Below are 12749 nucleotides of genomic sequence, written 5' to 3'. Positions count from 1 at the left end.
GTTTGACGATTGCGCCCGCGCCGACACGACCGTCGGCAGGTGAATCAGTAGAGTCGTCGATCGATGACGGCCATCCCACCACGCCCCGGGCGCCCGCAGGTGCCCGGCCGCGGCATCCCGGCGCGGGTCTACCAGTCCGCCTTCGCCCGACCGTTCAAGTCGGTGGCGCTCGAGCACGCCTTCCGCGCCGAATGCGCGCGCCGTTTCGCCGGCCAGCGCCAGGCCATGATCGTGCTCGGCGCGTTCGCCTGGGTCGTGTTCGCGTACTGGGACCGCGACACGCTGATTCGTGCGAACAGCCCGGACGCGGCGTTCTGGCTCCTGCTCGGCATCCGGCTCGGGGTGTTCGTGTTCCTGATCGGGATGCTGTTCGCCAGCACGGTCGGAAAGTGGTTCGAGAGCGACGAGCGCGTCGCCTCGGCAACCTGCGCGATCGGGTCGTACATCGTGTTCGCCTGCGCCTACTGGCAGATGCGGCTGGTGCCGAAGGCGGATGCCGAGGCGTACTACGGCCCCGGCGTGATGGTCGTCGTCAGCTACACGCTCGCGGCCTTCCGGCTGCCGGTCAAGGCGATGACGTTGCTGCTCGTGGCCTGCCTCGTGTCGCCGACGCTGTGGATCTCGATCGAGGTGCTGTTGAGCGCAGCTGATCTGACCGGCGACCGCTACTACGTCTTCCGCTTCAGCAACATCCTCTGCGCGGCCGGGCTGCTCAGCGCCAGCCTCGGCCATCAGCTGGAGCGGTCGCAGCGCCTCACCTTCCTGCGCGAGTACGAGCTCGCGCTGTCCAACGCCGCGTTCCGGCGCCAGAGCCAGGAACTGCAGCAACGCAACGAGGAAATCCGGCTGTCCAGCCAGCAGGCGGAGGAGAAGGCGTTGGCGCTGATCGACCTGAAGGAGAAGTTGCGCGCGAGCGCAGATCGGAAGAATCAGGAGAAATCGCAGTTCCTGGCCGGGGCCGTCCACGATCTGCGCCAGCCGCTCCAGGCCATCGGCAATGCGCTGGAGCCCGCCCGTCTCTGCGTCGCGGAAGGCGACGCCGCGGCTGCGGCGCAGATGCTCGAACTGGCGCAGCGCGCGTCGGTCCTGATGGCGGAGCAGCTGGGCGCAATGCTGGAGATGTCGCGCCTCGAATCCGGGTTCATGCGCGCGGAGATCGAGACGGTCGACCTGGTCGCGATTGCCGAAGCCGGCATCGTGCAGCTCGCGGAGGGCGCCGCGAAGGAGGGCGTGCGGCTGCGCATCGAGAAGCCCGCTGCCCGCGTCTGGGTCGAGAGCGATCGCCATTTCCTGGGCCGCATCCTGCGCAACCTGGTCGGCAACGGCGTCAAGTATTGCGATCCGTCCAAGAGCCCGGGCTGCGAGGTGTGCATCCGCGTGACCAACCTGCCGGCGTGCGTGCGGCTGGAGATCGAGGACAACGGCCTGGGCATCGCGCAGGAGCACCTGGCCGACGGCGCGATCTTCAAGCCGTTCTATCAGGTGGGCAATCGGCGGCCGCAGGCGGACAAGGGCGTCGGGCTCGGCCTGTCGATCGTCAGTGCGCTGCTCGCGCTGCTGCCGGAGCACCACCTGGACATCGAGTCCGTCCCGGGCCGCGGCAGCCGGATGATCCTCACGATGCCGCATGGGTCGGCGCGGTTCGTCGCCGCCGCCGCCGACGCCGAGGCGGTGGCGGTGGCGTCGATGGTGCAGCTCGCCGGGGTGTACGTGGTGATGGTCGAGGACGACGAGCTGGTCGCCACCTCGATGGCGTTGCTGCTGGAGGCGCACGGTGCCATTCACGAGACGGTGGCGTCGTTCGAAGCCTTCGAGCAACTGCTGCCGGTGCTGGAACGCACGCCCGACCTGGTTCTCTCGGACTTCCGACTGCCCAACCACCGCACGGCGATCGACGTCTGCCACGCTGCGCGCCGGTTCGACCACCAGATTCAGATCATGGTGCTGACCGGCGAAGTCCTGTCGCCCACCATGCTGACGGCGTTGGCGCCGGCCGCCGTGTTCTACAAGCCGCTTCCGGCCGTCGAGCTCATTCGGGCGATCGATGCGATGGTGGCGCAAGCGCCCCACGCGGCGGCGGAATCGTGATGCCGCGGCGTGCCACCTCGACGATCAGCTCGGTGCGCCGGGCCACCTTGAAGAAGCGCAGCAGGTCCGAGACGTAGTCGCGCCGCACCGTGCCCTCGCTGATGCCCAGGCGGTTGGCGATCGACTTGTTCGGCAAGCCCTGGCAGACGTAGTAGAGCACCTCGCACAGGCGCGGCGTGAGCCCGAGGTCGGTGGCGGCGCCGGCGCTGCCGAGGCGGTTGCTGCCGACGATCGACGACGGCAGGTAGACGCCGCCGTTGAAGATGGTGGCGAGGGCGCGCCCAAACACCGACTCGTCGCCCTGGCCCTTCGTGATGAAGCCGGAGGCCCCGGCGGAGATGCACTGCATCACCGTGACCGGGTCGTCCCGGCCGGACAGCATGACCACCTTGACCGGCCGGCCGGCATCGCGGATCGCGGCGAGGGTTTCGATACCGGACATCTCCGAACGCAGGTCGATGTCGAGGAACACCACTTCGAAGTCGTGCTCGGCCATGCGCTGGATCGCCTCCTCGTGCGACCCGGCCTCGACGATGTGGCAGCGCGGCTCGGCGATGTGCAACATCATCCGGATTCCTGTTCGAACGAGCTGCTGGTCCTCGACGAGAAGAACCTTTGTCACCATGGGAGCGGTCGCCGGAGATGGTGTCGAGGGTTCTCGACGCCGAGCCGAGACCATACGCCCGCGACGCTGGCGGCGCTACCCGTCAAAGGTCGGATCGACAACCTCCACCGGTCCGCGACGCCTGCATCACCTGTCGGGTGGTCACTCCGGGGCGGCGAGCGCACATTCGATTCCGAGCATCGAGGTCTGTGCTCACCGTGCTGTGCGGATGGAGACCGGAAGGGCGAGGAGCACATGGAAAAGCGACGCATGGAGGGGCCGGGTGCGTCCATCACCGGCAAGGTCGTGCTGTTGGCGGTCGTCGCGACACTGCTGATTGCCGTCGTGTCGATCGCGGTGCAGGCCGCCAGCGAATACCGACGAGGCCAGCGCAGCGTCGAGTCGATGCTCGATGGGGTCGCGAGCGAATCGCTGCCGGAGCTCCGGGCGGCGATCGGCGAGTCGCGCCATGTCGACGTCGAGAAGGCGCTGCGCCGGATCGCGGCGATGCCCAACATCGTCGGCGTGGCGCTGGTGGCCGCCGACGGCACGACCCAGGCGTCCGCCCCCAACGTGAATCCGGTCCGCGCCGGGCAGACCGAGCGGTTGCTGCGGTCGTTTCCGATCGACCACGCGATCGACGACGACATGATGCCGAGTGCCGGCACCGGCCGGCTGCAGCTCGAAGCGTCGCTCGATGCGGTGAACCAGCGCGTGCTCGACGCGGTCGGCGTCCTCGCATTGACGGAGCTGTTGCGTGCCGGCCTGCTCGGGGGCCTGCTGGCGCTGGGCCTGCGCACCTTGGTGGCGAGCCGGCTGCTGCACATCGCTCAGTACAGCGCGAGTCTCTCGATCGAGAACCTGGAGGGGGCCCTGGTGATGCCGGCGCCACGCGGGCGAGGGGGCGACGAAATCGACCGGCTGGCGGAGTCGATCGACAACATGCGCATGACCTTGCGCCACGAGATCGAACGGCGCCTGACCTCCGAGTCGCAGTCCGGTCAACTGCTGATCCAGAAGCAGGCGGCGGAACTCGCCAACGAGGCCAAGAGCGACTTCCTCGCCAACATGAGCCACGAGATCCGCACCCCGATGAACGCGATCCTGGGCCTGTCGAAGCTGACGCTGGATGGCCCGCTCGACCCGCGGCAGAAGAACTACATGGAGAAGGTCCTGGCCTCGGCGCGGCTGCTGCTGCGGATCATCAACGACATTCTCGACTATTCCAAGGTCGAGGCCGGCAAGCTCGACATCGAGGCGGTGGAATTCAGCATCGAGAGCGTGTTGGAGAGCGTCGCCGACATCGTCGGCCTGCGCGCCGAGGAGAAGGGCTTGGAGCTGATCTTCGATCAGCCCGTCAGCCTGCCGCCGATCGTCATCGGCGATCCGCTGCGGCTGCGCCAGGTGCTGCTCAACCTGTGCAACAACGCGGTCAAGTTCACCGACCGCGGCGAGGTGACGATCGGCGTCTCGCAGCTGGGCCGCACGGAGACGACCACGACGCTGCGGCTGTGGGTCACGGACACCGGCGTGGGCATCGACGAATCCAAGTTCGACACCCTGTTCGAGCCGTTCACACAGGCCCACACCCACAGCGCCCGCCGCTACGGCGGCAGCGGGCTGGGGCTTGCCATCACCAAGCAGTTGCTCGGGCTGATGAATTCCTCGATCCATGTCACCAGCCGGGTCGGCAAGGGCAGCACCTTCGAGTTCACGCTCGAACTCGGGCTGCCTCCCCAGAGCCGCCGCCTGCTGTGGTCGGACGCGTTGCCGATCGCCGGGCGCCTGCTGGTCGTCGACGACAACGTGCCGGCTCGCCAGATGCTGGCTTCGATGGCGCGCCGCCTCGGCTTCGATGTCGAGGAGGTCGAGGGCGGGGAGCGGGCGCTGATCCGGGTGGCGTCGGCCGAGGCACAGAAGCGCCGCTTCGACCTGGTGCTGTTCGACTGGCACATCCCGGGCACCAACGTGCTCGGCTGCATCCAGCGCATGGCGATCGAAGTGGCCCACCCGCCGTGCGTGCTGATGGTCACCGCGTTCAGTCGCGACGAGACGCTGAAGAAGGTGCGTTCGATGCACATCAGTCTCGGCGCCGTGTTGACCAAGCCGGTCACGCCGTCCTCGCTGTTCGAGGCCTACGAGACGGCGCTGAGCGGGAGTTCGTTGCGCATGCCGCGGGTGGCGGCACCGCCGAGCCAGATCGAGTCGTACCGCGCGCAGCTGAGCGGTCGCCGCGTGCTGCTCGCCGAAGACGACGAGCTCAGCCTGCTGCTCGCCACCGAGCTGCTGCGGCGGGTCGACATCGAGGTGCTGACGGCACGGGACGGCCGGGAGGCCATCGCCCAGCTCGAGCGCTTCAAGGTCGACGGCGTGCTGATGGATTGCCAGATGCCCGACATGGACGGTTTCGCCGCCACCCGGTCGATCCGCCAGGAGCCGCAGTGGGTCGACCTGCCGATCATCGCGATGACCGCCAACACCATGACGGGCGACCGCGAGGCCGTGCTCGCCGCCGGGATGAACGACCACATCGCCAAGCCGCTGGACTTCGATACGTTCTACCGCATCCTGCTGCTGTGGCTGACCGATTCGCGCGAGCTGCCGGTCATGCCGCCGCCGCCGGCGGCGTGCCTGCCGATCGGACCGTCGCGCGCCAGCTGAACGGGCGGGTGCCCCCGCTCAGCTCGCAGCGCGATCGGGCTCGGGCGCCACCCGGCGCGCGAGCGCGCCCATCACGGCGCCGTGCAGCTCGTGCATCTCGAACGGCTTGCCGAGGCAACCGTCGAACCCGGCCGCGCGCGCGATCATCGCGTCCCCGGCCAGCGTGTTCGCACTGACCGCGATCACCGGCAGGTGCCGGCACGCCGGATTGAGGCGGAGCCGGCGCAGGACCTCGAAGCCGTCGATGCCGGGCAGCTGGATGTCGAGCAGGATCAGATCCGGCGCCTCGTCGACCGCCATGCGCAGGCCGACTTCGGGCAGCTCGGCGCACACCATCGTCACCGCGTTCGCCGCGGGCAGGCGCGCCAGCATCGCCTCCATCAGCAGGATGTTGACCGGGTTGTCCTCGATGTAGAGCACCTTGCGCCGCCGTTGCGCGGCGGCGGGCGTGGCGGGGGCGGAGCCGGCGGCGCCGATGCCGGGCCGGCTCGACGGCGGCCGATCGGCCGCCGGCAGCGAGATCCGGAACGTGCTGCCCCGACCCACCGCGCTGTCCACCGCGATCGCGCCGCCCATCGCGCGCATCAGCACGCGGCTCAGCGCCAGGCCCAGCCCGGCACCTTCGATCGTCGTCTTGCCGGCGTCGAGCCGCTCGAAGGCCTCGAACAACCGGGCGCGCTGCGACTCGCTCAGTCCCGGACCGTCGTCGACGACCTCGACCTCGACCTCGCCCGCGCGCAGCGCGCAGCGGATGCGCACGCTGCCATCGCGCGCGTTGTACTTGATCGCATTCGAGATCAGGTTCAGCAGCACCTGCGTCAGGCGTGTCCGGTCGCCCAGTCCATGGACCTCCGGGGCGCCGGCGTCGAGGGCCACGAGGCGGATGCCGGCCGTGTCGGCCAGCGGCCGCAGCAGGGCCACGCACTCGTCGATCACGCCGCGCATCGGCACCGGCGCGAGCGTGATCTTCAGCTGGCCCTGCTCGGCGATCGACAGGTCGAGCAGCTCGTTGATCAGCGCGAGCAGGTGCCGCGCCCCGTGCCGGATTTCGCCGATCTGCAGGCGCTGCTTGTCGGACAGCGGCGAGTCCCGGTCGGACAGCAGCAGCTCACCGAAACCCGCGATGGCGTTCATCGGCGTGCGCAGCTCGTGCGAGATGTTGCGCAGGAAATCGGATTTCGCGCGACTGGCACGCTCGGCCTGTTCCTTCGCGGCGATCAGCGCTTCTTCGGCCTCCTTGCGAGCGGTGATGTCCAGCGCGAACGCATAGCACTTGCGCTTGCCGGGCCGCGCATCCGCGCCCATCACCTGGGTGACCTGGAGCCAGCGCGTGTCGTAGGCGCTCTCGACGGTCAGTTGGGCGCCAGTGGTGGCCTGGTGCATGAAGTCGAGGATGTCGGCGGCGCGCTGGACGCTCAGGTGCGGCCGCGCCGAGCGGCCGATCAGCTCGGCACGCGGATGGCCGATCCACGCGGCCGCGCGGTCGTTGACGTAGACGTAGTTCAGCTCGTCGTCGCAGACCACCATCAGCCCCGGGAAGCCATCGAGCATCGTGCGCATTTCCCGTTCGGAATTGCGCAGCGCCTGCTGGGTGCGGACGTAGGGTGTCACGTCGACATAGGTGCGCACGAAGCCGCCGTCCGCGGTCGGCATCGTGCGCACCTCCATGTAGCCGCCGGAGCGCGTGCGCCGCACGTACTGGCCCTCCCGCGCGCCGGACCCGGTTCCGTGGCCCAGCGACGGGTCGGCACCCTGCGCGAGCACGGTCGATGCGTTGAAGTCGCCGCGTTCCACCTGGAAGCGCAGGATGTCCTCGAAGTGGGCCCCGCCCTCGAACAGCGCGGCCGGCAGATCGAGCAGTTCGAGCACACGCGTGTTGTAGATGTTGATCACGCCATTCCGGTCGACGCTGACGATGCCGTGCAGCATGCTCTCCAGCGTCAGCTCGAGCGCACGCTCCTTCTCGGCCAACGCGGCGTGGGCACCGGTCCGGGACGCGCCGCGCCGCCGCTGCTGCGCCCGGGCCAGCGGGTGCGAGGGGCGCGACGGGTTCGCTTTCGCGCGGCGGGCGGCTTTCGCAGGCGAGTTCAACCCGGACCCTTGCTTGCCGACGGGCTCATCGCGCATCCGCCACGCAGACCCGGTTGCGGCCGCTGCGCTTGGCCTCGTAGACCGCGACGTCGCAGCACTTGGCCACGTCGGCGGGCGTCTGCTGGCCGCGCTGCTCGGCCACGCCGATCGAGACTGTCGCGTGCAGCAGCGGATCGACCAGCAGCGGCTGGGCGGCGACGGCTTCGCAGATGCGCCGCGCGATCGCGGTGGCCTGGCTGACCGAGGCGTCCCGCAACAACACGGTGAACTCTTCGCCGCCGGTGCGGGCCAGCAGGTCGAAGGGGCGCAGGCAGTCGGACACCCGGCGCGAAAAGGCCTGCAGGGTCCGGTCGCCGACGTCGTGGCCGAAGCGGTCGTTGATCTGCTTGAAGTGGTCGATGTCCAGCATCAGCAACGAGTAGGTGCCGCCGACCGAGCGCCGGCGCCGGTCGACCTCGAGCAGCACGCGGTCCATCTCGCGTCGATTGGCCTGCTCGGTCAGCGGATCGGTCGCCGCCTCGCGCACCACGTGTTCGAGCGACTGCTGCAACTGCGCCGAGAGTTCCGCGTTATGCAGGCGCAGCAGGATGTTGTGGCTCATCACCCGTTCCACGCGGCGCACATAGAGCATCAGGACGCCCTGGAACACCGCCACTGCCACGACCATCTGGAGCGAGCCGGGCGTGTGGAAGTGCGCGATGCCGAATGCCGCGATCGGCAGCCACATCGCGAACAGCTGCGCGCCGTACGCGGTCAGCACCAGCGCCCGTGGCGGCGCGTTGACCGCCGCCACGCCGCACAGCGTCGTCACCAGCCAGGTGTCGAGGACGCCGTCGACGCCGAAGACGAACAGCGCCAAGCTGCCCCAGGCGAGCCCGTCGAGGAAAGCCGCGACATGCAGCCAGGCGAGCTTGCGCGTCAGCGAACAGCGCTCGGAGCGCACACGCCAGAGCCGCTCGAGGATGAACGCGAGCACCACGGCGAAGCAGCCGATCCAGTAGAGGGTCGGGCCCACCGGTGCGCGGGTCGAGACCAGGCCCAGCACGACGAGCCAGCCGAGCGGCGTGGTGGCCTGCGTGGTGAAGACCTGCTCGATCGTGTGCTGCACCTTCTCGCGGTGCGCATGATCGAGCAGATCCTTCGAAAGGGGCGGGGCTTGCGCTGAAAGAGCCATGTCGACGCGTCTGTGGGTCGAAGGGTGCGCGGGCGCTTCGGCCTCGTCAACGGACGGGCGGGCAGACATAGTCGCAGCGCCGACAATCAAGTCGACCGCGGCCCCTGCCCGACATCGAACACCGCCACCGAGGTGACGAGCTGGCGCGCATGGTCGCGCAGACTCTCGGCGGCCGCGGCGCTCTGCTCGACCAGCGCGGCATTCTGTTGCGTGGCCTGGTCCATGCTCGCGACGGCTTCGCCGACCTGACCGACGCCGGCGCTCTGCTCTGCGCTGGCCGCACTGATCTCGGCGACGATGTCGCTGACGCGCCGGATCGACGCGACGATCTCGCTCATCGTGGCGCCGGCCCGGTCGACCAGCGTCGTGCCCTGGTGGACCCGGTCGACGCTCGACGAGATCAGGTCCTTGATCTCCTTGGCCGAGTCGGCGCTGCGCTGGGCCAGGCTGCGGACCTCGTTGGCGACGACGGCGAACCCGCGCCCCTGTTCTCCGGCGCGTGCCGCCTCCACGGCTGCGTTGAGCGCGAGGATGTTGGTCTGGAAGGCGATGCTGTCCATCACGCCGATGATGTCCGCGATGCGCTTGGAGCTTGCGTTGATGTCGCGCATCGTCTCGACCACCTGCCGCACCACCTCGCCGCCCTGGATCGCGACCGCGCTGGCGCCGAGCGCCAGCTGATTCGCCTGCTTGGAGTTGTCGGCGTTCTGGCGGACCGTGGCGGCCAGCTGCTCCATCGATGCGGCCGTCTGTTCCAGGGCCGAGGCCTGGCGCTCGGTGCGTTCGCTCAGGTCGAGATTGCCCTGCGCGATCTGCGCGCTCGCGGTCGCGACGTGGTCCGAACTGCCGAGCACCGAGCCGACGATGCGCTGCAACGACGCCTGCATGCGCGCCATCGCTGCCATCACGCTGGTGGTGTCGCCGGGCCTCACGGCGATCGTGCCGCCGAGGTTCGAGCCGGCGATCCGGTTCGCCAGGGCGGCCACGTCGGACGGCTCGCCGCCCAGGTCGCGGTCCAGCCTGCGCACCACCAGAAGGCACAGCAGTCCGGCACAGCCCAGGCCGAGCGCGGCGGCGGCGAGCATCGCGACCCGCGCACGCGTGTTGGCAGCGTCGCTGGCCAGTCCTGCGGTCACGGCGCCGGCATGGTTGAACGCGATCACCTTGATCAGCGACTCGGTCGCTGCGTTGTATTGATCGAGCGAGCTGCCGAACACGAGGCGGCGCGCGCCCTCGGCATCGTGCTGCTTCGACAGCGCGACCGCCTGCTCGCTGGTGACCAGGTAGCCCTTCCACCGGGCCATGAAGCCCTCGTAGAGCTGGCGTTCCTCGACGCTGCCGATCAGCGAATGCGAGTAGTTCGTTCGCGCCTTGTCGAACTGGGCCAGCGTCTTGGCGATGCGGATCTCCACCTCGGCGCGCTCGCGGTCGTCCGTCATCAGCAGGTGGCGCAGCTCGAGCACCCGCAGGTCCGACTTCGCCACGTGCATCTGGCCCAGCGTCTCGACGCTGGGCAGCCAGTTCGCGTTGATCGCGACCGCCGATGCGCGCATGCTGCTCATGCCCCACAGCGCGATGCCGGCGGTCCCGAGCAGCATGGCCCCCAGCACCGCGAAGGCGAGCGTCAGGCGCTGGCCGATCTTCATCTTGGCGAACATCTCTTTCCTTCCGGATTGAACGGTTGAGTCTCGGTATCGGCGCGGGGGCGGGGCAGACAAACGCCGCGGGCCCTGTTTTGTCGGGTGGCCGACATTGAAGGGAGCGTGGCCGACAAATGTCGTCAGATTGACAAAAGGCGACCGCCCGATGGTCCGGACACGCGGCGGGCGGCCGATATGGGGGCATGGCGGACGCCGTCCACCGACCCTGCGCATGTCCTTCACCCCGCACCCGATCCGTACCGAATCGCCGGAGGTCGTCCGGCGCACGCCACGGCACCAGGGCGTGGCCCGGCTCGTCCTGCTGATCCTGGCCGTGACGACGCTGGCGGCGGCGGTCGTGTTGACGTTGCGGCAGGACCGACAGGCGGCGATCGCCCAGGACCAGGCCCGCGCCGTGAAGGTGGCCGAAGGCGTGCAACTCTTCGCCAGCGAGGTGATCGGCCAGGCCGTCGACAGCCTGCGCGAGCTCCGACACGCACTGGCGGCGCGGGCGGACGACGAGGCGGACCGCAGCGCCGCGCGGCTGATCGCGAGCGCGTCGCGCCACGACCCTGGATCGCTCGCGCTTGGCCTGCGCAGCGCGCCCGGCACCTGGCTGGTGGCGGGTCGCGACGGACCGCTGGCGCTCGAGTCCCTGGTCCATGCGGCCGGCGACACCATCCTGCGCGCCCTGGCCGAGCGGTTGACGCAGCGCTTCGGCAGCGGCGGATTCATCGCCCGCCTGGGCGGCGACCAGATTGCGCTGTGCGTCGCGCTGCCCGCGCGCGAGAACGTGATCGGGACGCTGTGCGTCGACCTCTACGACACGATCGCCGAGCCGCTCACGATCAGCGGCGTGTCGCTGACGATGACGGCCAGCCTGGGCAGCGCGGTGTATCCCGACGACTCGACCGCGCCGGCAGAACTCCTGCGCTATGCGGAAATGGCGATGTTCGAAGCCAAGCGGGAGTTGCGCCCGCACGAGCGCTACAGCCCGGCACTGGACCGCTTCTCGGCCGATTCGCTGGCATTGCTGCGACTTCGCGCACGCGTTGCGGCTCCGTGCGCTGTCGCTGGTCTATCAGCCGAAGGTGGCCACGGCCACCGGCCGCCTGGTCGGCGTCGAGGCGCTCGCGCGCTGGAAGCATCCGGTCAAGGGGGTCGTCTCGCCATCCGAGTTCGTGCCCCTGGCGGAGACGACCGAACTGATCCATCCGTTCACCGAGTTCGTGCTGCGCTCGGCGCTGGCACAAGGCCGGGACTGGGCCGGGGCGGGCACTGCGTCCCGGTGGCCGTCAACGTCAGCGTCAACAACCTGATGGACGCGAACTTCGTGGCCCTGGTGCGCGACCTCCTCGCCGAGCACGAGGTCCCGCCGGGCAAACTGGAGCTCGAAGTCACCGAGAGTTCGCTGGCGCGCAACCCCGAGCTCGCGCTGATGCGTCTGGAGGAGTTGCGGCGGCTCGGGGTCTGCCAACTCGATCGACGACTTCGGCACCGGCTATTCCTCGCTCGCGTACCTGAAGCGCCTGCCCGTCGACGCGCTGAAGCTCGACCGCTCGTTCACGCGTCAGCTGGCGACCGACGAAGGCGACCGCGCATCGTCGAGTCCACCATCCGGCTGGGGCACGGCTTCGGCATGAAGGTGGTGGCGGAGGGGGTCGAAACGGCCGAGATCGCCGGGCTGCTGACGCGCATGGGCTGCGATGTTTCCCAGGGCTACTTCCATGCGCGGCCGATGCCGCCCGAGGAGCTCGAGGCGAAATGGCTCGCGCGCGGCGGGGCGTCGTGAGGCGGTCGAAGGCAGCGTGGGGCCCGGCGTGCCGGATCGGGCTGGGGTAAGCTTCGGCTCGAAAACAGTGTTCGGAGCGCTCCATGGCATCAGTCAACAAGGTCATCGTCCTCGGCAATCTCGGCCGTGATCCCGAGGTGCGCTATACGCCCAGCGGCGCGGCCGTCTGCAATCTGCGCATCGCGACGACGCGCAACTGGAAGAGCAAGGATTCCGGCGAGAAGATGGAAGAGACCGAGTGGCACTCGGTCGTCCTGTACGACCGCCAGGCCGAGATCGCCGGCGAGTACCTGAAGAAGGGCCGCCCGGTCTACATCGAGGGCCGCCTGAAGACCCGCAAGTGGCAGGACAAGGAAGGCGTCGACCGCTACACCACCGAGATCGTCGCCGACTCGATGCAGCTGCTCGGCGGCCGTGACGACAGCGGCGGCGGTCGCGCCAGCGGCGGCGACGACGAAGGCGGTGGCTACAGCGAGCGCAGCGCCCCGGCGCGCTCGGCGCCGGCGGCGCGCCCGCAGGCGGCGCCGCAGCGTCCGGCACCGAAGTCGGCCTCGACCGGCTTCGACAACATGGACGACGACATCCCGTTCTAGTTGCTACTTGCGGTCTTTTTCGTTGATTCAGGCCCGTTCTCCATTGGAGAGCGGGCCTTTTTTCTTTACCCACAGTTTATTTTTGTGTGTTAGTCTCTATTGGACT

At 69.1% G+C, this 12749-nt stretch carries 9 protein-coding genes and 1 pseudogene; 6 read left to right on the top strand and 4 right to left on the bottom strand.

All coding sequences use genetic code 11. The features are described from left to right. The first annotated feature begins 63 nt into the window (after positions 1-63). Positions 64-2088 (top strand): hybrid sensor histidine kinase/response regulator, encoded by a 2025-nt coding sequence (locus ASC76_RS14015; RefSeq protein WP_082549122.1) that lies wholly within the window; start codon positions 64-66, stop codon positions 2086-2088. Here the strand turns inward: ASC76_RS14015 and ASC76_RS14010 are convergent. After that, positions 2030-2713, bottom strand: a complete 684-nt coding sequence (locus tag ASC76_RS14010) for a response regulator transcription factor (RefSeq protein WP_162247122.1) — start codon at positions 2711-2713, stop codon at positions 2030-2032. The two genes, ASC76_RS14015 and ASC76_RS14010, sit on opposite strands and share 59 nt — an antisense overlap. A 234-nt stretch (positions 2714-2947) precedes the next feature. On the opposite strand from ASC76_RS14010, the gene ASC76_RS14005 reads away from it, so the two are divergent. Next, positions 2948-5353 carry a response regulator gene (locus ASC76_RS14005; RefSeq protein WP_157615629.1) on the top strand — a complete coding sequence of 802 codons (2406 nt, stop codon included), beginning with the start codon at positions 2948-2950 and terminating at the stop codon, positions 5351-5353. Between the two features lie 18 nt (positions 5354-5371). Here the strand turns inward: ASC76_RS14005 and ASC76_RS14000 are convergent, their stop codons facing one another. From ASC76_RS14000 to ASC76_RS26450, 3 genes are all read right to left on the bottom strand, one after another. Beyond that, positions 5372-7444, bottom strand: coding sequence for an ATP-binding protein (locus ASC76_RS14000; RefSeq protein ID WP_162247121.1), 2073 nt, complete (start codon positions 7442-7444; stop codon positions 5372-5374). A 25-nt stretch (positions 7445-7469) separates the two neighbouring features. Then, on the bottom strand, positions 7470-8618 hold the full coding sequence (locus tag ASC76_RS13995) for a diguanylate cyclase (RefSeq protein ID WP_056466785.1): 1149 nt from the start codon (positions 8616-8618) through the stop codon (positions 7470-7472). An 86-nt stretch (positions 8619-8704) separates the two neighbouring features. Beyond that, positions 8705-10276 (bottom strand): methyl-accepting chemotaxis protein, encoded by a 1572-nt coding sequence (locus ASC76_RS26450; RefSeq protein WP_056466782.1) that lies wholly within the window; start codon positions 10274-10276, stop codon positions 8705-8707. A gap of 148 nt (positions 10277-10424) precedes the next feature. Here ASC76_RS26450 and ASC76_RS26625 point away from each other — a divergent pair. From ASC76_RS26625 to ASC76_RS13980, 4 genes and pseudogenes are all read left to right on the top strand, one after another. Beyond that, a pseudogene (locus ASC76_RS26625) lies at positions 10425-11222 on the top strand (diguanylate cyclase domain-containing protein); the annotation flags it as partial. Next, on the top strand, positions 11194-11577 hold the full coding sequence (locus ASC76_RS26620; protein WP_157615625.1) for an EAL domain-containing protein: 384 nt from the start codon (positions 11194-11196) through the stop codon (positions 11575-11577). The pseudogene ASC76_RS26625 and the gene ASC76_RS26620, both read left to right, overlap by 29 nt. Beyond that, positions 11547-12050 (top strand): EAL domain-containing protein, encoded by a 504-nt coding sequence (locus ASC76_RS26615; protein WP_371262129.1) that lies wholly within the window; start codon positions 11547-11549, stop codon positions 12048-12050. The genes ASC76_RS26620 and ASC76_RS26615 overlap by 31 nt, the downstream gene beginning before the upstream one ends. Positions 12051-12133: 83 nt before the next feature. After that, positions 12134-12643: a single-stranded DNA-binding protein gene (locus ASC76_RS13980; RefSeq protein WP_056466777.1), complete on the top strand. Its 510-nt coding sequence runs from the start codon at positions 12134-12136 to the stop codon at positions 12641-12643. Positions 12644-12749: the final 106 nt, after the last annotated feature.

Origin of the sequence: Rhizobacter sp. Root404 (assembly GCF_001425865.1) — a bacterium.
Lineage (GTDB): Bacteria > Pseudomonadota > Gammaproteobacteria > Burkholderiales > Burkholderiaceae_C > LMDS01.
Note: the sequence above shows the minus strand (reverse complement) of the source record. Positions and strands in the feature narration are given on the sequence as shown.